Annotated in this window: 24 protein-coding genes, 1 tRNA gene and 1 riboswitch; of the genes, 8 read left to right on the forward strand and 17 right to left on the reverse strand. The window is 72.0% G+C overall.

The genetic code is table 11. The features are described 5' to 3' along the window. Positions 1-172: 172 nt before the first annotated feature. Together AB0K12_RS04960 and AB0K12_RS04965 are read left to right on the forward strand one after the other, a co-directional pair. Positions 173-958 (forward strand): toxin glutamine deamidase domain-containing protein, encoded by a 786-nt coding sequence (locus tag AB0K12_RS04960; RefSeq protein WP_364555627.1) that lies wholly within the window; start codon positions 173-175, stop codon positions 956-958. Then, complete coding sequence (locus AB0K12_RS04965) at positions 940-1,224, forward strand: hypothetical protein (RefSeq protein ID WP_364555629.1); 285 nt, start codon at positions 940-942, stop codon at positions 1,222-1,224. Before AB0K12_RS04960 ends, AB0K12_RS04965 begins: the two co-directional genes overlap by 19 nt. Before the next feature lie 124 nt (positions 1,225-1,348). On the opposite strand, the gene AB0K12_RS04970 is transcribed toward AB0K12_RS04965, so the two are convergent. The 4 genes from AB0K12_RS04970 to AB0K12_RS04985 form a co-directional block, all read right to left on the reverse strand. Further along, positions 1,349-3,835 (reverse strand): FtsX-like permease family protein, encoded by a 2,487-nt coding sequence (locus AB0K12_RS04970; protein WP_364555630.1) that lies wholly within the window; start codon positions 3,833-3,835, stop codon positions 1,349-1,351. A gap of 1 nt (position 3,836) precedes the next feature. Further along, complete coding sequence (locus AB0K12_RS04975; RefSeq protein ID WP_364555632.1) at positions 3,837-4,589, reverse strand: ABC transporter ATP-binding protein; 753 nt, start codon at positions 4,587-4,589, stop codon at positions 3,837-3,839. Positions 4,590-4,701: 112 nt separating this feature from the next. Further along, positions 4,702-5,379 (reverse strand): response regulator transcription factor, encoded by a 678-nt coding sequence (locus tag AB0K12_RS04980; protein ID WP_364555633.1) that lies wholly within the window; start codon positions 5,377-5,379, stop codon positions 4,702-4,704. Next, positions 5,376-6,548, reverse strand: coding sequence for a histidine kinase (locus AB0K12_RS04985; protein ID WP_364555635.1), 1,173 nt, complete (start codon positions 6,546-6,548; stop codon positions 5,376-5,378). Before AB0K12_RS04985 ends, AB0K12_RS04980 begins: the two co-directional genes overlap by 4 nt. Positions 6,549-6,712: 164 nt before the next feature. Here AB0K12_RS04985 and AB0K12_RS04990 point away from each other — a divergent pair, with 164 nt between their 5' ends. Next, positions 6,713-7,174 (forward strand): hypothetical protein, encoded by a 462-nt coding sequence (locus tag AB0K12_RS04990; protein WP_364555637.1) that lies wholly within the window; start codon positions 6,713-6,715, stop codon positions 7,172-7,174. A gap of 38 nt (positions 7,175-7,212) precedes the next feature. On the opposite strand, the gene AB0K12_RS04995 is transcribed toward AB0K12_RS04990, so the two are convergent. Together AB0K12_RS04995 and bcp are read right to left on the reverse strand one after the other, a co-directional pair. Beyond that, positions 7,213-7,285, reverse strand: a tRNA-Leu gene (locus AB0K12_RS04995). A gap of 155 nt (positions 7,286-7,440) precedes the next feature. Next, positions 7,441-7,914, reverse strand: coding sequence for a thioredoxin-dependent thiol peroxidase (gene bcp / locus AB0K12_RS05000; RefSeq protein ID WP_364378676.1), 474 nt, complete (start codon positions 7,912-7,914; stop codon positions 7,441-7,443). A gap of 147 nt (positions 7,915-8,061) precedes the next feature. Here bcp and AB0K12_RS05005 point away from each other — a divergent pair, with 147 nt between their 5' ends. Beyond that, a complete protein-coding gene (locus AB0K12_RS05005) occupies positions 8,062-8,394 on the forward strand; it encodes a DUF3618 domain-containing protein (RefSeq protein ID WP_364555638.1) in 333 nt (110 codons plus the stop codon). A gap of 4 nt (positions 8,395-8,398) precedes the next feature. On the opposite strand, the gene AB0K12_RS05010 is transcribed toward AB0K12_RS05005, so the two are convergent. Continuing rightward, positions 8,399-9,592, reverse strand: a complete 1,194-nt coding sequence (locus tag AB0K12_RS05010; protein ID WP_364555640.1) for an alanine racemase — start codon at positions 9,590-9,592, stop codon at positions 8,399-8,401. A gap of 137 nt (positions 9,593-9,729) precedes the next feature. Between AB0K12_RS05010 and AB0K12_RS05015 the strand changes: the two genes are divergently transcribed. After that, entirely contained in the window at positions 9,730-10,329 is a 600-nt protein-coding gene (locus AB0K12_RS05015) for a DUF6286 domain-containing protein (protein ID WP_364555756.1), read from the forward strand. Continuing rightward, positions 10,329-10,844, forward strand: coding sequence for a hypothetical protein (locus AB0K12_RS05020; protein ID WP_364555642.1), 516 nt, complete (start codon positions 10,329-10,331; stop codon positions 10,842-10,844). The genes AB0K12_RS05015 and AB0K12_RS05020 overlap by 1 nt, the downstream gene beginning before the upstream one ends. Here AB0K12_RS05020 and AB0K12_RS05025 read toward each other — a convergent pair. From AB0K12_RS05025 to AB0K12_RS05055, 7 genes are all read right to left on the reverse strand, one after another. Beyond that, the gene (locus AB0K12_RS05025; RefSeq protein WP_364555644.1) at positions 10,825-12,201 is read right to left on the reverse strand and encodes an L-serine ammonia-lyase; all 1,377 of its coding nucleotides are present in this window, start codon (positions 12,199-12,201) and stop codon (positions 10,825-10,827) included. The two genes, AB0K12_RS05020 and AB0K12_RS05025, sit on opposite strands and share 20 nt — an antisense overlap. A gap of 57 nt (positions 12,202-12,258) precedes the next feature. Further along, positions 12,259-12,648, reverse strand: a complete 390-nt coding sequence (gene gcvH / locus AB0K12_RS05030) for a glycine cleavage system protein GcvH (RefSeq protein WP_345397800.1) — start codon at positions 12,646-12,648, stop codon at positions 12,259-12,261. Next, on the reverse strand, positions 12,645-13,730 hold the full coding sequence (gene gcvT / locus AB0K12_RS05035) for a glycine cleavage system aminomethyltransferase GcvT (protein WP_364555647.1): 1,086 nt from the start codon (positions 13,728-13,730) through the stop codon (positions 12,645-12,647). The genes gcvH and gcvT overlap by 4 nt, the downstream gene beginning before the upstream one ends. A 130-nt stretch (positions 13,731-13,860) precedes the next feature. Beyond that, positions 13,861-13,958: riboswitch (glycine riboswitch) on the reverse strand. Positions 13,959-14,012: 54 nt separating this feature from the next. Then, a complete protein-coding gene (locus tag AB0K12_RS05040) occupies positions 14,013-14,717 on the reverse strand; it encodes a gamma-glutamyl-gamma-aminobutyrate hydrolase family protein (RefSeq protein WP_364555648.1) in 705 nt (234 codons plus the stop codon). A 13-nt stretch (positions 14,718-14,730) separates the two neighbouring features. Next, the gene (locus tag AB0K12_RS05045) at positions 14,731-15,495 is read right to left on the reverse strand and encodes a 3-oxoacyl-ACP reductase (RefSeq protein WP_364555650.1); all 765 of its coding nucleotides are present in this window, start codon (positions 15,493-15,495) and stop codon (positions 14,731-14,733) included. A 6-nt stretch (positions 15,496-15,501) separates the two neighbouring features. Further along, positions 15,502-16,845 (reverse strand): aldehyde dehydrogenase family protein, encoded by a 1,344-nt coding sequence (locus tag AB0K12_RS05050; protein ID WP_364555652.1) that lies wholly within the window; start codon positions 16,843-16,845, stop codon positions 15,502-15,504. Between the two features lie 9 nt (positions 16,846-16,854). Continuing rightward, a complete protein-coding gene (locus tag AB0K12_RS05055; RefSeq protein WP_364555654.1) occupies positions 16,855-18,225 on the reverse strand; it encodes a glutamine synthetase family protein in 1,371 nt (456 codons plus the stop codon). 124 nt (positions 18,226-18,349) lie between these two features. Here AB0K12_RS05055 and AB0K12_RS05060 point away from each other — a divergent pair, with 124 nt between their 5' ends. Both AB0K12_RS05060 and AB0K12_RS05065 read left to right on the forward strand, forming a co-directional pair. Then, positions 18,350-19,054 carry an FCD domain-containing protein gene (locus tag AB0K12_RS05060; RefSeq protein ID WP_364555656.1) on the forward strand — a complete coding sequence of 235 codons (705 nt, stop codon included), beginning with the start codon at positions 18,350-18,352 and terminating at the stop codon, positions 19,052-19,054. A gap of 42 nt (positions 19,055-19,096) precedes the next feature. Next, entirely contained in the window at positions 19,097-19,855 is a 759-nt protein-coding gene (locus AB0K12_RS05065; RefSeq protein WP_364555658.1) for a hypothetical protein, read from the forward strand. Positions 19,856-20,054: 199 nt separating this feature from the next. On the opposite strand, the gene AB0K12_RS05070 is transcribed toward AB0K12_RS05065, so the two are convergent. The 3 genes from AB0K12_RS05070 to AB0K12_RS05080 all read right to left on the reverse strand — a co-directional run bounded on the left by AB0K12_RS05070 (position 20,055) and on the right by AB0K12_RS05080 (position 24,529). Then, positions 20,055-21,749: a High-affinity nickel-transporter gene (locus tag AB0K12_RS05070; RefSeq protein WP_364555660.1), complete on the reverse strand. Its 1,695-nt coding sequence runs from the start codon at positions 21,747-21,749 to the stop codon at positions 20,055-20,057. After that, positions 21,746-22,957, reverse strand: coding sequence for a hypothetical protein (locus AB0K12_RS05075; RefSeq protein ID WP_364555662.1), 1,212 nt, complete (start codon positions 22,955-22,957; stop codon positions 21,746-21,748). Before AB0K12_RS05075 ends, AB0K12_RS05070 begins: the two co-directional genes overlap by 4 nt. Positions 22,958-23,152: 195 nt before the next feature. Continuing rightward, a complete protein-coding gene (locus tag AB0K12_RS05080) occupies positions 23,153-24,529 on the reverse strand; it encodes a DUF4331 domain-containing protein (protein ID WP_364555664.1) in 1,377 nt (458 codons plus the stop codon). Between the last annotated feature and the right edge of the window lie 149 nt (positions 24,530-24,678).

The following is a 24,678-nucleotide window of genomic DNA, read 5'->3' on the forward strand; positions in this document are numbered from 1 at the left end:
GTTTGCCCAGGTAGAGCCCCTAGCTCGGATGGAGAATCTCTCCGACTTCGCCCCCTTGTCACCGCGTCGCCTCTACGATCGTTCGTCGAAGCATGACAGGAGGCAGGCCGTGTTCCGCGAGCACAAGCCGAGTGTCCGATGGGTTCTTCCAGATGGCCGATACAACCCCGTCGTGGCCGACGGGATGCGGTGGCTCGACTACGAGCACGCCGCCGAGACCGATGCCGACTCGCCTGCAGCCCTCCCTGACGGGTCCTCGGCAGGGTCCTCAGCAGGGTCCTCTGCAGGGTCCTCGGCCGGGTCCTTCGCTGCCGAGCCTCTGATCGCCGCCGAGGACGGTGACTGGTTCGACGGGGCGCACCGGCCGCCCAGGCTGGCCGACAGCCGCCCGTACGGCGTGCCGGGCGGGCTCGCGCAGCCCGACCCGCAGGTGGAGCGGGACCTCGCCGACGCCGTACGCGGCGGCGCCCGCTTCCCCGACCCGCGCGGCACCTGGGTGCGCCTGGTCAACGGCGGCGGGCCCGCCGACGACCCGTTCCGGGCCTCCAACGCCGCCGACTGCGCGCTGGCCGTGCTGTCCACCTGGCACGGCGAGCCCGCGGCGGCCGCGCCCCGGCTGCCCGAGTACGACCGGATCGGCCGTCCCGTGCTGACCGGCGAGCAGGGGAGCGTGGCCAGGATCGAAAGCTGGGTGGGCCACCGCCTGCAGTACGCCGGGCAGGGACGGCACGCCTACCCGATGATCGCGCACCGGCTCGTCGAGGCCGGCCACGGGGCGAGCGCCGTGCTCGTGGTGCGCTGGCCGGGCGGCGGGAGTCACGCCTGGAACGCGGTCAACTTCGACGGCGAGGTCATCTGGATCGACGCGCAGCGGGGTCACATGTCGGTCGAGCCGCCGTACCGGACGGTGACCGGGGTGTTCTGCGTGATCCTCGACCGGTGGGGGCGGCCGCGATGAACCTGGAGCAGGCCAGGGCGCTGGCCGAGGAGTACTTCAACGGGGTGCGCCCGCCTGAGGAGGCGGTCCCCGTGGGTGTGTACGGCTTCGAGGGCGGCTACGTCGGCTGGGTCCGCGACCTGGAGCCCGACGACCCGGCCAGCCTGCCGGAGACGGCCGGCGGCGCCTGCATCGTGATCGACCGGGCGACCGGCGAGGTGGTGGCGCGCCCGCTGCTGGACGTGGAGACCGTCGCGGAGCTGTGGCCCGGCCGCACCCCTCGCTGACCCCCGAACGGTGTGGGGCCGCACGGGCAAGGCCGGGCGTCGCCCCCATCGGACGCCCGACCTGCTTCGTACCCTCTAACCGGGTTTTCCGGGTTTATTCGACAATGTCGTTATTCGTCCGAAGTCAGCCGGCCGCCAGCGACCCCACGATGGACGCCCGCGCCGCCCGCCGCGCCGGGATCACGGCCGCCAGCACCCCGGCCGCCCCCGACAGCACCACGAACAGCAGCACCTGGGGGACGGGCACCGCGTACTGCGAGCCTTCCAGCAGCGCCCGCATCGCCGCCCACCCGAAGACGAGCCCGAGCGCGACGCCCACCAGCGCCCCGATCAGCCCGAGCACCAGCGCCTCGACGGACAGCATGCGGCGCAGCTGCGGCCGGGTCAGGCCGAGGGCGCGCAGCAGCGCGGACTCGCGGGTGCGTTCGTGGACGGACAACGACAGGGTGTTCGCGATGCCGAGCAACGAGATGAGGATGGCGAGCCCGAGCAGTCCCGTCATGATCATCAGCACCATGTCGAGCGTCTCGTCGAACTGCCCGCGTACCTCGGTCGCGCTGTTGACCATCAGGGTCGGATAGGCGGCCGTGGCGGCGTCCACCACCGCGCGGGCCCGCGCGGCGGGCACGCCGTCCTTGATCGTGACCAGCACCTGCGTGTCGGGCACCGCGCCGAAGTAGGCGTCGAACGCGCGCTCGGGCACGGTGACGGCGGGCAGCATCGTCTGGTCGCCGTCGAGCAGCGCGACGATCCGAAGGGAGACCGTGCCCGCCCGCTTGGTCACGAGCGTCGCCGTGCCGCCGAGCCGCAGCCCGAGCCTGGCCGCCGTCCGCTCATCGACCGCGACCTGCCCGGCCGCGAACCCGCGCAGGGACCCGGCCGTCACATAGGGCTCCACGTGCCCGGCGAACGTCCCCACGCTCTGCGTCCTTCCGCCGAAGCCGGCCTCGACCCTGCGGATCTGCCCCACCGAGGCCAGCTCGGGCCGGGTGCGCAGCTCCTCGCCCACCGAGCGCGGGATGAGCGGCTCGCGTTCCTGGTCGACCAGCAGGTAGTCGACGGGGAACTGGTCGTCCAGCTTGGCCGTCATGGTGAGCCGGGTCGAGACGGTGATCACGGAGATGAGCGTCATCAGCGTCACCCCGATCGTCAGCGCGACCGTGGTGGTGGCCGCCCGCCTGGGGTTGCGGACGGAGTTGTCCACCGCGAGCTTGCCCGGCACCCCGAACCAGCGGCGCGGCACCCATCCCACGACCGCGCTCAGCGGCCTGACCAGCACGGGCCCGAATATCAGCACCGCCAGGAAGGTCAGCGCGCCCCCGGCCATGACGACGACCAGCGCGACCTGCCCAGGGGGCAGCGCGAACGCGCCCACGCCGGTCGTACCGGCTCCTGCCAGCAGGAAGAGCGCCGCGAACAGCATCCGCGCCCGGCCGGCGCGGAACGTGCGCTCCTCCGGCTCGCTGCGCAGCGCCGCGACCGGCGCCACGCGGGTCGCGGACCTCGCGGGCAGCAGCGCCGCGCCCACCGTGACCAGCACGCCCACGGTCAGGGCGATGCCGGCGGTGACGGGGGTGAGCGTGACGGCCGCCTCGGTGGGCAGCGGGGCGTCCAGCGCGCCGAGCACGGTCAGCGTGAGCGCGGCCAGGCCGTACCCTGCGGCGAGACCTGCCAGCGAGGCCAGCAGGCCCACGGCGGCCGCCTCCACCAGCACCTGGGAGAACACCTGCCCCCGCGTCGCCCCGATGCAGCGCAGCAGCGCCATCTCGCGGGTGCGCTGGGCGACGAGGATCGTGAAGGTGTTGTAGATGACGAGCGCGGCCACCAGCATGGCGACGAGCCCGAACAGCAGCAGCCCCACCGTGAGCAGCCGGGTGTCCACGCCGGCGGACGCGGCCAGCTCGTCGGCCAGCTCGGCGCCGGTTCTGACCGCGTACGAGCCGCCGGCCGCCGCCGCGACGGCCTGCTTCAGCCCGGGACCGGAGCCCTTGACGTCGATCTCGGCGTACCCCTCGGCGCCGGTCATGCGCCGCGCGGTGTCCGTGGTGAAGCCGACCGCGCCGGTGAAGGCGAGCTGCTGGTCGAGCCCGGTGTCGATGAGCCCGACCAGGCGGAAGGCGTGCGGCCTGCGCCCGGAGTCGAGCACGGTGATCGTGTCGCCGAGGCGCAGGCCCTGGGCCTCGGCGGTGTTCTCGTCCAGGACGGCGACGTGGTCGTCGGTGCCGGGGCCGGTGCCCGCGACCACGTCGGTACGGTCGAGCGGGCCGGTGACGACCGAGACGGCCGTGGTGGGCAGGGCGCCGACGGCCTTGCCGTCCTTGCCGAGCAGGGGCGCGGCGCCGCGTACGATGCCCTGCGCCTCGGTGACGCCCGGCAGGCTCCTGATCCGGTCGAGCAGTCCGGCGGGCAGCGGCTCGCCGGAGCCCTTGGGCAGCACGGCCACGTCCACCTTGCCCGCGTCGGCGGTCACCCGCTGGGCGAAGCCGGCCTCGACGGTGTCGTTCAGCACGAACGTGCCCGCGATGAAGCCCACCCCGAGCAGGATCGCCAGCGACGTCAGCAGGAACCTCAGCCGGTGCGCGCGCAGCCCGGCCAGTGTGGTCCTCAGCACCTCACGCCTCCAGCCGGACGAGCGTGTCCAGCACGGACTGCGGCGTCGGCGCGGCGACCTCGGTGACCAGCTCGCCGTCGCGCAGGAAGACCACGCGGTCCGCGTACGAGGCCGCCACCGGGTCGTGGGTGACCATGACGATGGTCTGGCCCAGCTCGCGTACGGACGTCCGCAGGAACGCCAGCACCTCCGCGCCGCTGCGTGAGTCGAGGTTGCCGGTGGGCTCGTCGGCGAAGATGACCTGCGGCTTGCTGATCAGCGCCCTGGCCACCGCCACCCGCTGCTGCTGGCCGCCGGACAGCTCGGCGGGCCGGTGCGCGAGCCGCTCGCGCAGCCCGACGGTGTCGATGACCCGCTCGAACAGCGTCTCGTCGGCCTGGCGGCTCGCGATGTCGAGGGGCAGGCGGATGTTCTGCTCGGCGGTCAGCGTGGGCAGCAGGTTGAACGCCTGGAAGATGAACCCGATCCGCTCGCGGCGCAGCAGCGTCAGCCGGTGGTCGTTCAGCCCGGTCAGCTCGACGTCGCCGACGTGCACGGTGCCGGAGGTGGCCGTGTCGAGCCCGGCCAGGCAGTGCATGAGCGTCGACTTGCCGGACCCGGACGGCCCCATGATCGCGGTGAACGCCCCTGTGGCGAAGGACACGCTCACCCCGCGCAGCGCGTGGACCTGGGCGTCGCCCTGGCCGTACACCTTGGTCAGTTCTGTTGCCACCACGGCGGCCGGTGCCTGCCGCCGGGTCTCGGTGAGCGTCACGTTCACTCCTTGGTCGCGGGGGTCGTGGAACGCGACCAACGCTAGGAGCGGAAATGTCCCTTTCCCTGGGTCTTGAGGAGGGACTTCGTGTGCGCCGCCAGATGACCCCGGGTCAGCCTTCCGGCCGATACGCGGGCGATTGGGCGGGCGGCTGGGCGGGGACGATCAACCCCGCCTCGTACGCGTACACGACCGCCTGCGCCCGGTCCCGCAGCCCCAGCTTGGCCAGCACCCGGCCGAGGTGCGTCTTGACCGTCGCCTCCGCCACCTCCAGGCGGGCCGCGACCTCCGTGTTGGACAGGCCGCGCGCCACCATGAGCAGCACCTCGCGCTCGCGCGGCGTCAGGTCGCCCGCACCGGGCGGCGCCTGCCCGCTGGGAAGCTGGGCGGCGAAGCGGTCGAGCATGCGGCGCAGCGTGCTCGGCGACACCACCGACTCGCCCGCGTGCACCACCCTGATCGCGCTGACCAGGTCGGCGGGCGGCACGTCCTTGAGCAGGAACCCGGCCGCGCCCGCCTTGACCGCCGCGAAGGCGTACTCGTCGAGGTCGAACGTGGTCAGGATGAGCACCCGTGGCCCCCTGATCAGCCTGGTGGCCTCCACGCCGTCCATGACCGGCATGCGGACGTCCATGAGCACGACGTCCACCTCGACCCGCTCCAGCAGCCGCAGGGCCGCCGCGCCGTCGCCCGCCTCGGCCACCACCTCGATGTCGGGCTGCGCCCCGAGCACCATCCTGAAGCCGGCCCGCAGCAGCTCCTGGTCGTCGACCAGCATCACCCTGATCACGCCGCCTCCTTCGCCAGGGGCAGCCTGGCCAGCACCTCGAAGCCGCCGCCCTGGCGGGGGCCGGCCGACACCGCGCCGCCGTACATGCCGGCCCGCTCGCGCATGCCGATCAGGCCATGGCCGCCGGCGCCGCGCGGCGCGGCGGCGCCCCTGCCGTCGTCGGTGACCCGGACGAGCACGTCCGTGCCGCTGTAGTCGATCTCGACCGTGGCGCTGACGCCGGGGCCGCCGTGCTTGAGGGCGTTCGTCAAGGCCTCCTGGACGATGCGGTAGACGGCGAGCTGCTGGCCCTCGGGCAGCCCGGCCGGCGTCCCCGCGACGCGCAGGCTGGCGGGCACCGCGAAGCCGCTGACCAGCTCGTCGAGCTGGCCGAGACCGGGTTGCGGGGTGTAGTCGGTGGGCGTGCTCTCGTTCTCGCGCAGCACGCCGACCAGCCTGCGCATCTCGGCCAGCGCGGCCCTGCCGGTGGCCGAGATGGTCGCGACGGCCGCGCGAGCCTGGTCGAGGTCGGTGCCGAGGGCGTAGTTCGCGCCGTCGGCCTGGACCACCATGACACTGACGTTGTGGGCCACGACGTCGTGCAGCTCCCGCGCGATCCTGGCCCGCTCGGCCGCCGCGGCCATCCTGGCCTGCTGGTCGCGCTCGCGCTCGGCGCGCTCGGCGCGTTCCTCCAGGCTCTCCAGGTAGCGGCGGCGGGTGCTGGCGTACAGGCCGGTCAGCCAGACCGTCACCACGAGGATCGAGCAGCTGAAGAACATGCCGAACGTGGGGCGGTACCAGTTGACCATGGCCAGCGCCACCCCCAGCTCCGCCACGAGGCAGGCCGCCATCGCCCAGCGGAACAGGCATCGTGAGGCCACCGCGTAGAGCGCGACCAGCACGGCCAGGTTGGCGGGCACCGGGGCCAGGCCGGCCAGCCACTGCCCGAAGCTGACCAGCGCGACGGCCGAGAACGCCGGCAGCGGACGGTCCCGCCACACCAGCGGCAGCAGCAGGAGCGCCGTCAGGCCGAGGTAACCGGGCAGGCCGGGCGCGGAACCGCCGCCCAGCTGCGCGGCGCCGCCCGCCGACACCCCGGTCAGGACGCAGAACAGCGCCAGAGGGCTCGCCCACAGGGCGCCCGCAAGCTTCTCGTGGCGTCGCGACCACGCCCGTACCCTGCCGAACACATCCTCACGATATGCAGCGCATACGAAGCTTCTGTCCGCCTGAAGACTGAAGTGTGAGTACGACCCAGGTCTTAGATGACGGGGAGCTTACGGGCGGCTTACGGTGTATTTGGCATTCTCATTACCGGGAGCGCCCCCTGCGGGGCGAGTAAAGGGAGATCGTGATGGCGGATCATGATCGCGATGCCGGGTCGCGCGGCGATGAGGAAGCGCCGCGCGGCCCGAGTCCCGAGCAGCCGGCTCTGAAGTACGGCGAACAGGCCGATCAGGCATACGCCGAGATCCCTCCCACGCAGCCCGTCGACTGGGAGACGCCGCGGAGCGGCGGCCGTCGCGGGCGCAAGGCGCTCATCGGCGCGGGACTCGTCGGGTTGCTCGCGGGAGCCCTGATCGGCGGTGTCAGCGTGGCCGCCGTCAACGACGCCGACCATGATCACGGCAGGTTCGGCGTCTGGTACGACATGCCGCGCCCGGACCGTTTCCGCGTCCACGCCGTGCCTGACGTGAGCTGCTGGGAGCGCGAGAATGAGGTGCGCTGCAGTGCGCCCTCGCCGCCCCGCGTGCCGCGACCGCCGCGCCCCGAGGACGCCCCTGCGGCGCCCGTCGCGCCCGCCTACGACGACTGAGAAACGGCCGGTCAGGGGCGCGGAAACGCAATGGTTCGTAGGGCCGGTGGGATTCGAACCCACACTAACAGCCACCTAAAGACTGCGCCTCTGCCATTGGGCTACGACCCCTTTGCCATTGCCATGCCCCGAGATTTTCGGTCGGGAAATGACAATTCGGGCACGGGAAGTGCCACGTGCCGCCAATCTTACCGCCTGCTTACGCGGTTCGGCGCCCGCCCGGTCGGCGGCGTTATCACACGAATAACGCCGCCCGCCGGAGAGGTCTAGGCGAGGCCGAGCTTCTTCTTCAGCGAGGCCACGTGACCCGTCGCCTTCACGTTGTAGAGCGCCTGCTCGATCTTCCCGTCGCCGTCGATGACGAACGTCGAGCGGATCACGCCCACGACCTCCTTGCCGTACAGCTTCTTCGTGCCGTAGGCGCCGTAGGCCTGGTGAACGGTCAGCTCGGGGTCGGACAGCAGGGGGAAGGTCAGCGCGTCGCGCTCGGCGAACTTGGCGAGCTTCGCCGGCTTGTCCTTCGACACGCCGAGGACGACGAAACCCTCGTCGGTCAGCTGCCCGAGGTTGTCGCGGAAATCGCACGCCTGCTTGGTGCAGCCGGGGGTCATCGCGGCGGGGTAGAAATAGAGGATCACGCGCTTGCCGCGGTAGGCGTCGAGCGAGACGGTGCCGCCGTCGGCGGTGGGAAGCGCGAACTCGGGTGCGGCGTCGCCGGGCGCGAGCTTGGTTTCTGTCACTGGGCCCTCCTGATTAACTGCCACCAACCTACCGGCCCGACTCACTGCGCGGCCGCCGTGCCGTCCGGGGCGCCGACCTGACAGACTGATCACGACCGGAACGAACGCCTCGCCGCTGAGGGCACGCGTACGGTCGAAAGGAGAGCCATGGCTGACACCGATCCCGATGAGCTGGAGCGGCAGATCGCGCGGACGCGCGCGGAGTTGGCGCGGACGGTCGACGCCATCGCCGACCGGGTGAGCCCGAAGCGGGTCGCCGAGCGCACGGTGGAAGACGTCAAGACCAGGGCGGGGCACTTCGTCGCGTCGATGGGCGACGCGCTTGGGGTGACGGCCAGGCCCGCGGAGTTCGGCGACAACCCCGACCAGATGTGGGACGACGAGCGGCCCGATCTGAGCCCGGTGCTGATCGGGATCGGCGCGGTGCTGGTCGTGGGGGCGGCCATCGTGCTCATGCGCCGCCGCCGCAAGCGCCGCTGACCGCTCAGAGGAACGTACGCCCCTCGCCCCGGTAGGTCGGCACCGACTCCACCAGCGCGTCGCCCTCGACCAGATGCAGCGTGTCGAAGCGCTCGCACAGCTCGCCCGCCTTGGCGTGCCGGAAATAGACCCGGTCGCCGATCCGCAGGTCCTCGGCCGCCTGGCCGAGCAGCGGGGTCTGCACCTCGCCCGCGCCTTCGTCGGGCGCGTAGCGCAGCCCGGCCGGCAGGTACGGGTGCGGCGCCCTGCTGGGCTCCGGCGACCCCGAGGCGATGTAGCCGCCGCCGAGCACGGCGACGACGTCCCTGGCCGGGCGGCGTACGACGGGGAGCGCGAAGAGCGCGGCGGGCACCCCGGTGAACGCGCGGTAGAAGTCGAAGAGCCGCGGATGGAACAGGCCGGACCCTGCGGCCACCTCGGTGACGGCCTTCTCGCGGACGGTCCGCTCGACGCTGCCGGTGCCGCCGCCGTTGACGAACTCGAGGTCGGCGACCTGGCGTACGGCGTTGACGATCCTGCCCCTGCGCGGCACGAGGTCCCTGGCGGAGCGGGCCTGCATGAGCCTGATGAGCCGGGCGTAGACGGCGTTGCCCGGCGGGTCGTCGCCGACGCCGGCGATCTGCGCCTCGTAGGCCAGCAGCCCGGCGAGGCGGAGTCCTGGCCGCTTGGCGATGCTCGCGGCGAGGTCGGCGGCCTGGTCGGGCTCGCGGATGGGGGAGCGCAGCGCACCGGCCCTGAACCTGCCGCCGAAGGCGACGTAGCCGGCGTCGATGTCGAGGCAGAGCCTGATCTCGGCGCGCGGCCGGACGCCCGCCACGGCGGCCTCGATGAAGTCGAGGTGGGCGGCCGAGTCGACGGTGACGGTGATCCGTTCGGCGGCCCGGGCGTCTCCCGCGAGTGCGGCCAGGGCGTGCCGGTCGGCGGTGGGGTAGGCGACGAGGATGTCGGTGTGGCCGTGCCCGGCGAGCCAGAGCGCCTCGGGCAGGGTGAAGGCCATGAGGCCGCGGAAGCCGTCCATGGCGAGGACGCGGTCGAGGAGTGCCCGGCTGCGTACGGACTTGGTGGCCACTCTGATGGGCTTGCCGGCGGCGCGGCGTACGAGGCCGGCGGCGTTGGCCCGCAGGGCGGCGAGGTCGAGCAGCGCGAACGGCGGTTCGAGGGCGGCGGTGGCCCGGTCGTACCGCTGCCGGTCATCCATACCGGCAGCGTATCCGCATATCGGGCAAATGAACATGAGGCTTGTTCGTGTTAGTTGCGGTCCCCGTAATGATCGGGCAAACCGGCGGCGAGGGCGCGGTACCGCCCCGGCGCCCTGCCTGTACGTCTGTCGGTGTGATGACCACGCTTCAGCAGCTCCTGCCCGGTGCCGTCGTCGCCCCGCGGAACACCGGGCTGCGCCGGGCGACCAGGGCGCTGCGGCCGGCGCGTACCGTCCCCGGCGCCCTCGTGGCGCTCACGCTGGCCGCCGGGCTGGGTGCGACCGCGGCCGAGGTGGTCGCCGCGCTGCTCGGCAGGCCGCTCGGCTGGGTGCCGGTCAACGAGCTGATCGAGCTGGCGAGCCGGAGCACCTGGCCGGAGCTGGAGACCGTGGCGATGGGCCTGGCCGGGGCGGGCGCGCTCATGCTGCTGCTCGCGATCATGCCGGGACGTACCCGGCTGGTTCCGGTGGAGACCAACGACCCGCTCATCGTCATCGGCATCACCCGTGCGGGCCTGCGCCGCACCCTGCGCGCGGCAGCCCAGCAGGTGGCCGGCGTGGAGCGGGCGAGCGTCAGGCTGCGCCGCCGCACGATCGAGGTCACGGTCATGACCAGCGGGGAGAGCTCGGGCCAGATGCTCAGGCAGGTCGGCACCGTCGTGGGCGACCGCCTGGCCGGCGTCGGCACGCTGAGCACCTGCGAGGTCGTCGTCCGTCTGCGCAGGAGGGCCGCCTGATGCGCCAGTACGCGGGCAACCGGGTAGGACTCGCGGTCGTCGGGGCGATCCTGCTGGCCCTCGGCGGGTACGCGTGGCTACGCGGCCAGAACCGCTTCTTCGACCTGCCGCCGGCCGCCAAGGTGCTGCCCCCCGCCGCCAGGAAGACGCTGGCCGAGGAGCCGTGGCCGCTCTGGTTCGTCGCCTTCGCCCTGCTCTTCCTGACCCTGCTCGCGCTGCGCTGGCTGCTGCTCAGCCTCGGCTGGGGCCGCCGCGGCACCCACAACGGCACCGGCACCGCGATGCTGTTCGTCGGGCTCAAGGGCGTGGACGGGCTGGGCAGGGCAGGCGTCCGGGTGGCCGCCGACGGCCTGCGCATCGGCCTGACCTGCCCGGCCGCCGCCGACGTCGGCGCGATCGTGAGCAAGCTGGACCAGGACATCGTGGGTCGGATCCGGCGCGAGGTCCGCGACGACGAGTGCCCCGCCGTGGTCCGCCTGCACGTACGGCGTCAGGTCAGCACTCGATCACGTTGACCGCGAGGCCGCCGCGCGAGGTCTCCTTGTACTTGTCGAGCATGTCCCGGCCGGTGTCGCGCATGGTCTTGATGGCCCGGTCGAGCGAGACGAAGTGCTTGCCGTCGCCGCGCAGCGCGATCCTGGCCGCGGTGATCGCCTTGTTGGAGGCCACCGCGTTGCGCTCGATGCACGGGATCTGCACCAGGCCGCCGATCGGGTCGCAGGTCAGCCCCAGGTTGTGCTCGATGCCGATCTCGGCGGCGTTCTCCACCTGCTCGGGCGTGCCGCCCAGCGCCTCGGTGAGCCCCGCCGAGGCCATCGAGCAGGCCGAGCCCACCTCGCCCTGGCAGCCCACCTCGGCGCCGGAGATCGAGGCGTTCTCCTTGAACAGCACCCCGATCGCGCCCGCCGTCAGCAGGAACCTGATGACGCCGTCGTCGTCGGCGTGCGGGACGAACCGGGTGTAGTAGGTCAGCACGGCCGGGATGATGCCGGCGGCGCCGTTGGTCGGGGCGGTGACGATCCGGCCGCCCGCCGCGTTCTCCTCGTTGACGGCCAGCGCGAACAGCGTCACCCAGTCCATCGCCTGCAACGGGTCCTTCTCCGGCGGCTCGGACTGCAGGCGGCGGTGCAGCTGGTTGGCGCGGCGCTTGACCTTGAGGCCGCCGGGCAGCACGCCCTCCTTGGCGATGCCGCGCGTGACGCACTCGGACATGACCCGCCACAGGTTCATCAGGCCGCTCCTGATCTCCTCCTCGGTGCGGCCGAACGCCTTCTCGTTCTCCAGCATCAGCGCGGAGATCGACAGGCCGGTGGCGGAGCAGTGCTTGAGCAGCTCCTCGGCGGTGGTGAACGGGTAGGGCAGGACGGTGTCGTCGGGCTTGATGCGGTCGGCGCCGGTGGCCTGCTCGTCCACCACGAAGCCGCCGCCGACGGAGAAGTAGACCTTCTCCCGCAGCCGCTCGCCCGAGGCGTCCCAGGCGGTGAAGCGCATGCCGTTGGGGTGCTCGGGCAGCGAGATCTTGCGCTCGAAGACGAGATGCTCGCCGACGACGAACGGGATCTCATGAGTGCCGAAGAGCGGGACCGTGCCCGACTCGCGCATGGCGGCGACGCGGGCGTCCACGGTGTCGACGTCGACCAGCTCGGGCTTGTCGCCCGACAGGCCCAGCAGGACGGCCTTGTCGCTGCCGTGGCCCTTGCCGGTCAGGCCGAGCGAGCCGTACAGGATGACCTCGACGCGGGACACCTGGTCGAGCAGGCCGTCCTGGTGCAGGCCGCGGGCGAACTTGTGAGCGGCGGCCATCGGGCCGCCCGTGTGGGAGCTCGACGGGCCGATGCCGATCTTGAAGAGGTCGAAGACGCTGATCGCCATTGATGTGCGCCCTTCATGAAGGGCCGGGGCCCGGCTCGGCGGGCCCCGGCGGGTGGGTCAGGAGTCGCCCGCGGTCAGGGCGGTGTACTCCTCAGGCGAGAGCAGCTCCTCGGGGTCGCCCTCCACGCGGACCTTGAACATCCAGCCCTCGCCGTACGGGTCGCTGTTGGCCAGGCTCGGGTCGTCCACGACCGCCTGGTTCACCTCGACGACCTCACCGCCGACCGGCGTGTAGATCTCGTTCACCGACTTGGTCGACTCCACCTCGCCGACGGAGTCACCCGGCTCGACGTTGCTGCCGACCTCGGGGAGCTGCACGTAGACGACGTCACCAAGGGAGTCGGCGGCGAAGGCCGTGATGCCGACGGTCACGGTGACGCTGTCCTCGACACCGCGCACCCACTCGTGCTCCTTGGTGTAGCTCAGGTCGTCAGGGATGTTGCTCACTTGTTCCTCCTGTAAAAGGGCAGCTCGACCAGGTCCACAGGTTCATGGCTGCCCCGGATGTCCACAGCCAGGCCTGCATCGGCGCCGGTGTCCACGTAGGCCATCGCGATGGGCTTGCCCAGGCTCTGGGAAGGCGCACCGCTGGTGACCTCGCCGACGACGGCGCCGTCTCGGGTGACCGGGTAACCGTGGCGCGGCACCCGGCGGCCCCGCGCGACCAGGCCGACGAGCCGGCGTCGTGGCTGGTCGTCCTTGACCGCCTCGAGCGCAGACCGGCCGACGAAGTCACCGGGCTTGTCGAATTTCACCACCCTGCCCAGCCCCGCGTCGAACGGGGTCAGCTCCGCGCTGAGCTCGTTGCCGTACAGCGGCATGCCGGCTTCGAGGCGGAGTGTGTCGCGGCTGGACAGGCCCGCGGGCTTGAGCCCGTACGGCTCGCCGGCCGCCGTGAGCGCGTGCCAGAGCGGGACGGCGTCCTCGCCCGCGACGAACAGCTCGAAGCCGTCCTCGCCGGTGTAACCGGTGCGGGCGATGAGCGCCTGCCGGCCGTCCACCGTGCCGGGCAGACCGGCGTAGTACTTGAGCCCGGCCAGGTCGGCGTCGGTGAGCGTGGCCAGGATCTCCTGCGAGCGCGGGCCCTGGACGGCGATCAGCGCGTACCGGTCGGAGCGGTCCTCGACCACCGCGTCGTACGCCTTCGCGCGCTCCTGCAGCTCGCGGGCCACCTTCTCGTAGTTGGAGGCGTTCGCCACGACCATGAACTCCTCGTCACCGAGCCGGTAGACGATGAGGTCGTCGAGCACGCCGCCGCGCTCGTTCACGATCATGGTGTAGCGGGCCCGGCCGACGGCCAGCGCCGACAGGTGGCCGACCAGCGCGTAGTCGAGCGCCTCGGCGGCCTGCGGGCCGGTCAGGAAGATCTCGCCCATGTGCGACAGGTCGAACAGACCGGCCGCCTCGCGGACGGCCCGGTGCTCGGCGGACTCGCTGCCGTACCGGAGGGGCATGAGCCAGCCGGCGAAGTCGGTCAGGGTGGCGCCGAGGCTCTCGTGAACGTCTCGGAGCGGTGTCGGTCGGGACATTGGACGCACCTCAGGACAGGAGTGGATGCCAGCATCCTCCCCCTCTGTCATCGGTGCCTGAGAGCTTCGCCCGACTTTTGCCGGACTTTCACCTTCGGCGAGGCCCCGAGGGCCTGCTTTCCAGAGACACCGTAGCCGTGCGGTCCTTTGCCTTGAGAGGTTCGCGGGGAGGGCTTGCTCCTTCAGGGGCCCTGACCGGCTGTCAGGGCACTCTCCCGCACGGTTTCGTCGGTGATGTCCGCCAGCCTAGTGGGGATATGGGGCTGTTGTCGCGTTCGTGGTTCAACAGGCCGCGACCAGCGTCTCGAAGAGCGCCCGATCCTCCGCCACCTCCGGGTGCCACTGCACCGCCATCGCGAACCCGGCGCCCTCCAGCTCCACCGCCTCGATCGTGCCGTCCGCCGCCGTCGCGGTGACCGCCAGGCCGGGCGCGAGCCGGTCCACGCCCTGGTGGTGGTAGTGCGGCACCGGCAGCGGCTCCGGCAGCGACACCGTGCCAAGCGCCTTCGCCAGGCGTGAGCCGGGGACGGGCGTCACCGGCAGGTCACCGAAGTGGCCAGGCCCTGGACAGTGGCCGGTGTGGCCCACGACGTCCGGCAGGTGCTGGTGCAGGCTGCCGCCGAGCGCCACGTTCAGCACCTGGAGCCCCCGGCAGATGCCCAAGTAGGGCAGCCCGGCGTCGAGCGCCGCGCGCAGCAGCGCGAACTCCGCCTCGTCGCGGAACTCCCGCACGTAGCCGGTGCGCTCGTGCGGGTCCGCGGCGTACCTGGCCGGGTCGATGTCGCCGCCGCCCGCCAGCACGAGCCCGTCCAGCCGGCCCACCAGCGCGGCGGGCTCACCGGCCGGCGGCAGCACGACCGGCTGCCCGCCGGCCGCCGCCACCTTCTCCACGTACGCGTACGGCAGCAGCGCGGCGGGCGTGTCCCGCCACACCGTGAACGTGGCCTGCTCGACGTAGCAGGTGATGCCGATGACCGGACGCCGCATGGCGTGCCCCCCTCTAGAGCGGCGTGACGTACGCGCCGGAGATGCCGCCGTCCACCAGGAACTGGCTGGCCGTGACGAACGAGGCGTCGTCGCTGGCGAGGAACGCCACCGCCGCCGCGATCTCCGACGCCTCCGCGAAGCGGCCGACCGGCACGTGCACCAGCCGCCGCCGCGCCCGCTCCGGGTCCTTGGCGAACAACTCCTGGAGCAGGGGCGTGTTCACCGGGCCTGGACACAGCGCGTTCACTCTGATGCCCTCCCTGGCGAACTGCACACCCAGCTCGCGCGACATGGCGAGCACGCCGCCCTTGGAGGCGGTGTAGGAGATCTGCGAGGTCGCCGACCCCATCACCGCCACGAACGACGCCGTGTTGATGATCGAGCCCTTGCCCTGCCGCCGCATGTACGGGATGACGTGCTTGCAGCACAGGTAGACGCTGGTCAGGTTCACCTCCTGGACGCGGCGCCAGGCGTCGATGCCGGTCTCCAGGATCGAGTCGTCGTCGGGCGGCGAGATGCCGGCGTTGTTGAAGGCGATGTCCACGCTGCCGTACGTCTCGTACGCGGTGGCGAACATGCGGACGACGTCGTCCTCGTTCGTGACGTCGGCCCGCACGAACAGGCCGCCGACCTCGCTCGCGGCCTGCTTGCCCGCCTCCTCGTCCACGTCCGCGCAGACGACTCTGGCGCCCTCCTCGGCGAACCGGCGGGCCGTGGCCAGCCCGATGCCGCCCGCCGCGCCCGTGATGACCGCCACCCGATCCTGCAACCGCTGCATCCCGTGTCACTCCGTTGCGATGAAGACGTTCTTGACCTCGGTGAACGCCGCCAGGGCGTCCGCGCCGAGCTCCCTGCCGAGTCCGGACTGCTTGAAGCCGCCGAACGGGGTCCAGTAGCGGACGGAGGAGTGGGAGTTGACCGACAGCGCCCCCGACTCGACGGCCCTGGCCACCCGCAGCGCCCGCCCCACGTCGCGGGTCCAGATGGAGCCGCTCAGCCCGTACGGGGTGTCGTTGGCGATGCGGACGGCGTCGGCCTCGTCCTCGAACCTGGCCACCGACAGGACCGGGCCGAAGATCTCCTCGGTGAACGCCCGGTCGGTGACCTCGGGCGTCAGGACGGTGGGCGGGAACCAGTAGCCCCTGCCCTCGGGGCACGAGCCCCGCACGTAGGGGTCGCCGTCGACGAAGCTCGCGACGCGGGCCAGGTGCTCGGCGCTGATGAGCGGGCCCATCTCGGTGGCCTCGTCGCGCGGGTCACCGACCTTGACGCCCAGCACGGCGGGGGCGAGCAGGGACATGAACTCGTCGTACACGCTCGACTGGACGAGCAGGCGGGAGCGGGCGCAGCAGTCCTGGCCCGAGTTGTCGAACACCGCGTACGGCGCCGTCGCCGCCGCCTTCTCCAGGTCGGCGTCGGCGAAGACGATGTTGGCCGACTTGCCGCCCAGCTCCAGCGTCACCCGCTTGACCTGGCGCGCCGCCTTCGCCGCGATCTCCTTGCCCACCTCGGTCGAGCCGGTGAACACGATCTTCGCCACGCCGGGGTGCTCGACCAGGCGGGCGCCCGCGACCTCCCCTGCCCCAGGCAGCACCTGGAGCACCCCCTCGGGGAGGCCCGCCGCCAAGGCCAGCTCGGCCAGCCTCAGCGCCGTCAGCGGGGTCCACTCGGCCGGCTTCACGATCACCGTGTTGCCGGCCGCCAGCGCGGGGGCCACGCCCCACGACATGATCAGCATCGGGAAGTTCCACGGCACGATGACCCCGACCACGCCGAGCGGCTCGTGGAAGGTGACGTCCACGCCGCCCGCGACCGGGATCTGCCTGCCGTGCTCGCGCTCGGGCGCGCCCGCGTAGAAGTGCAGCACGTCGCGTACGGCGCCGGCCTCCCAGCGGGCGTTGCCGATCGGGTGCCCGGCGTTGGCCAGCTCAAGCTCGGCCAGCTCCGCGCCGTGCGCGTCCACCAGGTCCGCGAACCCGCGCAGCAGCCTCGCCCGGTCACCCGGCGCGACCGCGCGCCAGCCCGCGTACGCCTTCCTGGCACGCTCCACGGCCCGGTCGACCTCGGCCGCGTCGGCGAGCTCGACGTCGGCCAGCACCTCTTCCGTGGCCGGATTCACGATCTTCATGCGAGCCCGTCACATCCGTTCGAAACCACGGAACATCTCCCAGTCCGTCACCGCCGCGTCGAACGCGGCCAGCTCCACCCGCGCGTTGTTCGCGTAGTGCTCGACCACGTCCTCGCCGAACGCCTCCTTGGCCAGCTTCGACCCCTCGAACACGGCCAGCGCCTCACGCAACGTCGCCGGCACCCGCTCCGCCCCCGAGGCGTAGGCGTTGCCCGCGTACGGATCCTCCAGCGGCAGCTCCGCGTCGATGCCGTGCAGCCCCGCCGCGATCAGCCCCGCCACCGCCAGGTACGGGTTGACGTCACCGCCCGGCACGCGGTTCTCCACCCGCAGCGACATGCCGTGACCGACCAGGCGCAGCGAGCAGGTGCGGTTGTCCACGCCCCACTTGAGCGCCGTGGGGGCGAAGCTCCCGGGCACGAAACGTTTGTAGGAGTTAATGTTGGGCGCGTACAGCAGGGTCAGCTCCCGCATCGCGGCCAGCTGCCCGGCCACGAAACCGGCGCCCAGCTGGGACAGCCCGTGCGGCCCCTCGCCCGCCATCACCGGGTCGCCGTCCACGCTGCGCAGCGAGATGTGGATGTGGCAGGAGTTGCCCTCACGCTGGTTGGGCTTGGCCATGAACGTGATCGACCGGCCCTCCTGGGCGGCGATCTCCTTGGCACCCGTCTTGTAGATGACGTGGTTGTCGCAGGTCGCCAGCGCCTCGGCGTAGCGGAAGGCGATCTCGTGCTGGCCCAGGTTGCACTCGCCCTTGGCCGACTCGACGTAGAGGCCCGCGCCCTCCATCTCGCGCCTGATCCGGCGCAGCAGCTTCTCGACGCGGCCGGTGCCGAGCAGCGAGTAGTCGACGTTGTAGAGGTTCGCGGGGGTCAGGTCGCGGTACGCGCGGCGCCAGGCGTCCTCGTAGGTGTCGTCGTAGACGACGAACTCCAGCTCCGTGCCGACGTATGCGGCCAGGCCGCGCTCCTGCAGCCGGGCGAGCTGGCGGCGCAGGATCTGGCGCGGCGAGGCCGTCACCTCGGCGCCGCCCTCCCACGCGAGGTCGGCCATGACCAGCGCGGTGCCCTCGTGCCAGGGCACCCGGCGCAGCGTGGAGAGGTCGGGCTTCATCACGAAGTCGCCGTAGCCCCGCTCCCAGGACGACATGGCGTAACCCGGGACGGTGTTCATGTCCACGTCGACGGCCAGCAGGTAGGTGCAGCCCTCGGAGCCGTGCTGCAGCACCTCGTCGAGGAAGTAGCGCGCGGACAGCCGCTTGCCCTGCAGCCTGCCCTGCATGTCGGCGATCGCGAGGAGCACGGTGTCGATCCGGCCGGCGGCGATCTCGTCGCGCAGCTCGGTCACGGACAGGAACCCGCTGCTCGCTCGATCGCTCACGCTACGTCGCTCCGATCTGGCCTGACGCGCTTTCCCGCTGATTGGGCTAGTCTCAGACCATTGATGTGCATGGTGGGATCACTTGTCAAGGCCTGAGGACACGTTGGACGAGTCGGCGCGTTTGATGACGGTGTTGCGGCCGGTCAGGGCCGGTAACGCCTTCGAGGAGACGGTCGAGCGGCTGCTCCAGGCGATCAAGCTCGGCGTCGTCCCGCCGGGGGGCAAGCTGCCGCCCGAGCGCGAGCTGGCCGTCCAACTCGGCATCAGCCGGGTCACCTTGCGCGAGGCCATCAGGGCGCTGTCCGACGCCGGGTACCTCGACGTGCGCAGGGGGCGCTACGGCGGGGCCTTCGTGACGTACCGGCGGCCCGAGCCCGACGCGGGCAAGGCCCGCGAGGCCCTCCAGGAGATGGGGGCCGACGAGCTGTCCGACGCGCTCACCTTCCGGCTCGCCGTCGAATGCGGCGCCGCCCAGGTGCTCGCCGCCTCGCCGCTCGGCGACGCCACCCGCGAGGCGCTGCTGCGCCGCCTCACCGAGCTGAACGCCGCCGGGCTCGACGACTACCGCCGCCTCGACACCGCCTTCCACCTGTCCATCGCTGAGCTGACCGGCTCGTCCCTGCTCGCCGCCAGCTGCGCCGACGCCCGCTCCCGGGTCAGCGACCTGCTCGACGCCATCCCCATGCTGCAGGTCAACCTCGACCACGCCGCCGTCCAGCACCGGGCCATCGTGGACGCCATCCTCGCCGCCGACCCCGACGCCGCCAGGCGGGCCGTCGCCGAGCACCTGGAGGGCACCGCCGCGCTGCTGCGCGCGTTCCTGGCGTGACCCGACCGGTTTGTGCGGCTCGTACCATCGATCTCAAGGGTCATGGGGCACTGGTTTCAGCACAGCATCGTCGCCACAGGACGGCTTCCGCTGTTCTGCTACTTCGTCATGCTCATCGTGGCCTTCATCGCCACCCGCATCAACGTGCGGCTGATCAGGGCGAAGATCGGCTGGTTCCGTAACTTCACCCTCGGCGAGATGCACATCCACCACGTGGTGTTCGGCGTCGTGCTCATGCTGATCGGCGGCGTCGCGCTCATCGTCTCGCCCGGCTCCCAGGTCGGCACCGCCGTCGCCGCGTCCGTCTTCGGGGTGGGCTCCGCGCTCGTGCTCGACGAGTTCGCGCTCATCCTGCACCTGCACGACGTCTACTGGGAGGAGGAGGGGCGCACGTCGGTCGACGCCGTGTTCATCGCTATCGCCGTCAGCGGGCTGCTGCTCATCGGCCTGCGGCCCCTCACCTGGGACTACGGCACGCCCGTCGTCAACCCGGCCGCGCTCATCGTGGCCAACCTCGTGCTCGCCGTCGTCACCCTGCTCAAGGGCAAGATCTGGACGGGCATGGCCGGGCTGTTCGTGCCGCCCATGCTGCTGGTGGGCGCCATCCGCCTGGCCCGCCCCGGCTCGCCGTGGGCCCGCTGGTTCATCGCCGGGCGGTCGTCCCGCAAGCTCGCCAAGGCCGTACACCGGGAGGAACGATGGCGCCGGCCGGTCATCCGGGCGAAAATCGCCTTCCAGGAGTTCCTCTCCGGCCGCCACGACCTCCCCTCCACCCGCCGCCCCCGCCGCTCCCGAACGTGAGCCGATCAACGGTGATCTCGGGACGGCTCGGTGCACCCGTGACATGGGCTTAGAACGGACACAGGGCCTCAGCCGGGCACACCGCCTACGGCCGGACCTCGGGCCTACGGCCGGACGAGAGGCCTACAGCCGGACCTAGGGGCTACGGCCTGGCACGGGGCATGCGGCTGGGCGCGGGACCCACTGCCGGACACGGGGCTTACAGCGCGGCTACCGAGCGCAGGGCCAGCCCCGTGCCCAGGACGATCACCATCGCAGCCGTCCCCATCGGCGCCAGCCCCGACAACCGCGCGGCCAGCCGCCGTCCCTTCGCGGCCCGCCGCTCCAGCCGGTCCACGAGTTTGACGAGGAGCAGACCGGTCACGGTGAGCGTCGCGGCCATCCCGAGACCGTAGGCGGTGACCAGCGCCACCCCGAACCAGGTCCGGCCGAGCGCGATCGCGCCGAGGAGCACGATGAGCGCCGACGGGCTCGGCACCAGCCCTCCCGCCACCCCCAACCCCACCAACCCACCCCGCCTGCCACCGTGCCCATGGCCGCGCCCGAAAGCGTGGGAGTGCCCGTGCCCGTGCCCGTGGCCGTGCTCGTGCCCGTGCCCGTGCCCGTGGCCGTGCTCGTGCCCGTGGCCGTGCTCGTGCCCGTGCTCGTGCTCGTGGCCGTGCTCGTGGCCGTGACGAGAGGTTTGGGTGTGGGCGATGGCGTGGGTGTGGTCGTGGTGGTCTTCTGAGCGGTGGCGGGTGGTGAGGAGGAGGCGGAGGCCGATCAGGGCGATCAGGGCGCCGCCGGCCACGCCGAGCCAGCCCAGCACCGTCTCGCCGGCCAGCGCCGTGAAGACGGTCAGGAGCAGGCCCACGACCAACACTCCGGCCGTGTGGGTGGCCGTCACCGTCGCGCCCACCACCAGGGCGTCGAGCGGGCGTCCACGGCGTCCGGCCAGGTACGCGGCCATGATGGTCTTGCCATGGCCCGGGATCAGCGCGTGTCCCGCCCCGAGGACGACCGCCAGCCCCACCGCCAGCAGCCCCAACGGCACCGTCAGCGTGTCCGAGCCGATCAGCGCGCTGAACGTGCGATCCAGGGCGGCCAACGCATCCCCGATGGGCCCGCCGATCTCGATCCCCAGCCCGCCGGGCAGCGTGGCGCCAGGCTCGCCTCCAGCGTCGCCGGGCTCGGCTCCCGTGCCGCTGGGTGGCGCGTCGCCGGGCTTGGTTGCGCGGCCGTCGGGCGGCGTGGCGGCGGTTTCGTTCCCTTCGCCGCCGGACGGCGGTGGGTCCGTGGCGGGGGAGACGGTGAAGGTGGCGATGCGCTGGTCGAGGGGGTCCGTCAGGAGGTCGTCGGGGTAGGTGCGCAGTTCCTGGCTGATGTTCGTCGCGGGTACCGAGGAGGCGGTCAGGCGGATGCCGTACCCCGTGGCGGTGATCTCGCGCCAGCCGAGCCTGTCCTGCTCGAACCCGTCGGTGAAGGTCACGGCCCCTGACGCGCGGACCTCGGCGACGAGCCGGCAGGACAGGCGGCTGGTCCGCAGCCCGCCCTCACCGGGCGCGTACGCGAACGCCGCGGACTCCACCCGCCACGGCACCACCCGGCCCGCCACCTGGAGCCGCTGGGCGGCGGCCAGCGTGGCGCACCGGCGGGCGGCGTAGGCGGACCCGGCGGCGCTCACCTCCGGCTCGGCCTGAACGGTGGGCAACTCGGCCAGATCCACGACGGCGAGGTTCCGGACGTGGGAGGGCGTGACCCGCAGCCCGTTGTAGTGATTGACCGTGAACCGCCCCAGCGGATGCGCCACCACGCCGACCCGCGGCCCGCTCGCCTGAGCGGCGGCGGTGCCGCCGGGCAGCAGCGCGGCGCCCAGGGACAGGAGTGCGGTGACGGTGAGGAGGGCGCCTCTCATGAGAACCTCGCCAGGGCCGGGAGGTCGGGGTCGAAGCCGCGGCCGGACGGCGCGTCGGAGGTCTTGGTGAGGCCCAGGGAGTGTTCTATGCGGGTGCGGTGGTAGGTCGGTAGCGGGTTCTTCCAGCCTGCTCGGGTCGCGTGTTTCGCGTAGGGGAGGGCCTTCTCGGGGGCGCCGGCCTTGAAGAGGGACCAGGCCAGGGCGTCGGCGGCCACCAGGTTGGGGTTGCGGGTGTATTCCGCCCTTGCGTGGCGGACGGCGGCCTTCGGGTCGCCGTGGTCGGCTTCGAACTCGGCCCAGGTCAGGTCGTCGCGCACGCCGGCCGCCTCGTAGAGCTTGCGCTGGGCTTCCAGGAGGGTCCAGTCGGCGGGGAGGCCGGCTTTGATGCGGGTCTCGCCCTGCTCGATGAGGTACTGGGGGAGGGGGAGGCGTTGGACCACCTGGTCGTACAGGGACAGGGCTTCGGTCAGGCGGCCGTCGAGGGCGGCGACCTTGGCCTGGCCGGCAAGTGCGGGAGTGTAGGCGGGGTAGGTGCTCAGGGCGTCGGTGTAGTGGCGGGCGGCGGTTTCGAGGTCTCCCTCGTGGAGGGCCAGTTCGCCCTGGTAGTAGCGGGCGTAGGCGCGGTCGGCGGGGAGCCAGGCGTCCTCGTGGGCATAGTCGAGGTACGTGCGGGTCGTCTCCACGTCCCCGCGCAGCTCGGCGGCGTAGGAGGCGCGGGTGAAGGCGGCCACACCCGGGCGCAGGGCCATCATCGCGTCCACGGCCTGCTGGGCGGCGCGCAGGTCGCCCAGCTGGGTGCGGGCGTCGGCGAGCACGCCGTACGCGGCGGCGGCGTACGGGTTGGCGTCGATGGCGCTCTCGGCCAGCTCGGCTGCCCCGGCGAACTCGTGCCTGGCCGCCGCCAGCGCGGCCTGCCCCGTGAGCACGGCGTCGTCCTTCGGGGCGAGCTTCGCGGCCGTGGCGAGCGCGCCTTCCGCCTTCGCGTACGCGGATGGGTCGCCGGTGAGGCGGGCCTGGTCGATGTGGCGGGTGGCGAGCTCGGCCCAGCCCCTGTGGTCACCGGGCAGCCGCCTGAGCCGTTCCTGCAGGGTCTCCCGGCGGGGCGGGTCGGCCGCCGGCGGCGGCGTCGGGGCCGAGGAGAACGAGACGAGGGTGAAGAGCACCGCCCCTACGAGGGCGAGTCCGGCGAAGAGGGCGAGGGCACGCATGTGGCTGGGCTCCAGAGGAGGATGCGGGGGCCGTGAGGGTGGCCGCGGCGGGCGCGGATGGGGTGAGCCGGCCGGCTGTGACGGGGGCACGGCCGGCCGGCTCCTTTCCGGTGGCGGCAGACGTTGGGAGACGGGAGGTCTGCCGCCGGGGGAGGACCGGCCGGTTCGGAGAGGAAACCGGCCGGTCGGCGATGGTCAGCGCTGGTTGACGGCCACGTCGCTCGGCAGCGGGATGTACGGGAACGCGGGCAGCATCGGCTTGTCGTTGGCGTCCACCTTGTCCGTCAGGCCGGCCACCAGCTTGCCGGTCTGCGCCGCCCCGGCCACGGCCTGGAGCGAGATGTCCACGACGTCGTCGGTGAGCCGCCGGCCGTTCGGGAAGCCCTGGAGGTCGCCGCCGAGCACGCCGAGCCGGTTCGGGTCCTTGGCCGGCGGGATCGACATGTTGAGCCGGAGCATCTCCGAGGGCCGCAGTTTGCCGGCGTCCTTGTTGAGCACCTGCGAGTTGAGGTCGGCCTTGATGGGGCCGTTCTGCCTGGCGATGCCGGTCAGGAAGATCTCGACCAGGTCGGCGCGCGGGGTGGCGGGCGCCTTGATGCCGTAGACGGCCTGCAGCAGCCTGGCCACCTCGGGGTCGGTGACGCGGTCCACGAGCGCCTTGACGCCGGCGTCCTTGGACGGGTCGAGCGCGTTGTAGGCGTCCTTGAGCCCGGCGGCGGCCACCAGCTCGTTGACCAGCGGGTTGCACAGGCGGGAGACCTGCACGTACGAGCTGCCGTTGAACTTGTCGGTGGTGGAGCAGACGCCGATCACGGGGTTGCGCCTGGGGTCGCCCTTGAGCGCGACCTCGGCGGCGGGGACCTGGACGGCCACGGTGTTGACGTTGTAGCCCTTGAGGGTGTCCTGGCCGACGAGGGACAGGTTGCCCCCGTACAGGAAGTCGAACACGCGCAGGTCGAGGAAGAACGCCTCGTCCGACTGCCCCGCGAAGCTCTTCCCGCCGCCCGGCAGCGATTTGACGGCCTGGGTGCGCAGGGCGCCGTAGTCGGGCATCGAGGTGCGCCCGACGTTGCTGGGGGCGACGACGCCGTCGGAGACCAGCGTCTTCGTGCCGCCCGGGGTGATCCGCTTGAGCGTGTAGCGCTGGCGGAAGAGCAGGTTGGGGTCGTCGAGCGAGGTGACGGGGCCGTTGTTGTAGAGGAACGTGGTGGTGCCGCGTCTGTCCTCGTTGCGGAACGTCCACTGGTAGGTGATGTCCGTCTTGGCGTCACCGTCGTTGTCGATCTTTATGTTGTACCGGGACCTCGTGGCGAACGGGTAGAAGTTCGGGCCGCCGTTGGGCTCCTCGAACGGGATCCAGTTCGCCATCAAGGTCACGGTGCCGGCCTTGTCGGGGCTCACGAACGCGTACACGTCGGTGTTGTCGTGCTGAGGGTCCCCCGAGATCGTCGGGGCTTCGCGGTGCGAGGAAGCGTCGCCGGAGTCGGTGCGGAACGCGGCCAGGGACGACGCGGCGACCGCTGCGGCGAGGCCAAGTCCGACTAGAGCGCGCCGGTTGATCCGGAGCTCCATGTTCGGTCCTTTCGAAGGGCTGATCGTGACGTACGAGGGATCCGGCCGGGTTCCTCGACGCCCTATTCGTCCGGCGGCGGCCGTTGGATGCAGGAGATTTCAGCTCCTCCTCAAGGAGGAGATGTCAACCAAAGTTGACATACTCAGGT

Origin of the sequence: Nonomuraea sp. NPDC049419, assembly GCF_040676995.1 — a bacterium.
GTDB lineage: Bacteria > Actinomycetota > Actinomycetes > Streptosporangiales > Streptosporangiaceae > Nonomuraea > Nonomuraea salmonea.

What these genes read in the sequence shown, in the direction of transcription:
- AB0K12_RS05050 (WP_364555652.1), bottom strand. Translation starts at nt 16,845, where the DNA reads ATGAAGATCGTGAATCCGGCCACGGAAGAGGTGCTGGCCGACGTCGAG.
- AB0K12_RS05010 (WP_364555640.1), bottom strand. Translation starts at nt 9,592, where the DNA reads ATGGATGACCGGCAGCGGTACGACCGGGCCACCGCCGCCCTCGAACCG.
- AB0K12_RS05045 (WP_364555650.1), bottom strand. Translation starts at nt 15,495, where the DNA reads ATGCAGCGGTTGCAGGATCGGGTGGCGGTCATCACGGGCGCGGCGGGC.
- AB0K12_RS05075 (WP_364555662.1), bottom strand. Translation starts at nt 22,957, where the DNA reads ATGCGTGCCCTCGCCCTCTTCGCCGGACTCGCCCTCGTAGGGGCGGTG.
- AB0K12_RS05040 (WP_364555648.1), bottom strand. Translation starts at nt 14,717, where the DNA reads ATGCGGCGTCCGGTCATCGGCATCACCTGCTACGTCGAGCAGGCCACG.
- AB0K12_RS05070 (WP_364555660.1), bottom strand. Translation starts at nt 21,749, where the DNA reads ATGAGAGGCGCCCTCCTCACCGTCACCGCACTCCTGTCCCTGGGCGCC.
- AB0K12_RS05060 (WP_364555656.1), top strand. Translation starts at nt 18,350, where the DNA reads ATGACGGTGTTGCGGCCGGTCAGGGCCGGTAACGCCTTCGAGGAGACG.
- AB0K12_RS05005 (WP_364555638.1), top strand. Translation starts at nt 8,062, where the DNA reads ATGGCTGACACCGATCCCGATGAGCTGGAGCGGCAGATCGCGCGGACG.
- AB0K12_RS05080 (WP_364555664.1), bottom strand. Translation starts at nt 24,529, where the DNA reads ATGGAGCTCCGGATCAACCGGCGCGCTCTAGTCGGACTTGGCCTCGCC.
- AB0K12_RS05015 (WP_364555756.1), top strand. Translation starts at nt 9,730, where the DNA reads ATGACCACGCTTCAGCAGCTCCTGCCCGGTGCCGTCGTCGCCCCGCGG.
- AB0K12_RS05020 (WP_364555642.1), top strand. Translation starts at nt 10,329, where the DNA reads ATGCGCCAGTACGCGGGCAACCGGGTAGGACTCGCGGTCGTCGGGGCG.
- AB0K12_RS04990 (WP_364555637.1), top strand. Translation starts at nt 6,713, where the DNA reads ATGGCGGATCATGATCGCGATGCCGGGTCGCGCGGCGATGAGGAAGCG.
- AB0K12_RS05065 (WP_364555658.1), top strand. Translation starts at nt 19,097, where the DNA reads ATGGGGCACTGGTTTCAGCACAGCATCGTCGCCACAGGACGGCTTCCG.
- gcvT (WP_364555647.1), bottom strand. Translation starts at nt 13,730, where the DNA reads ATGTCCCGACCGACACCGCTCCGAGACGTTCACGAGAGCCTCGGCGCC.
- AB0K12_RS05025 (WP_364555644.1), bottom strand. Translation starts at nt 12,201, where the DNA reads ATGGCGATCAGCGTCTTCGACCTCTTCAAGATCGGCATCGGCCCGTCG.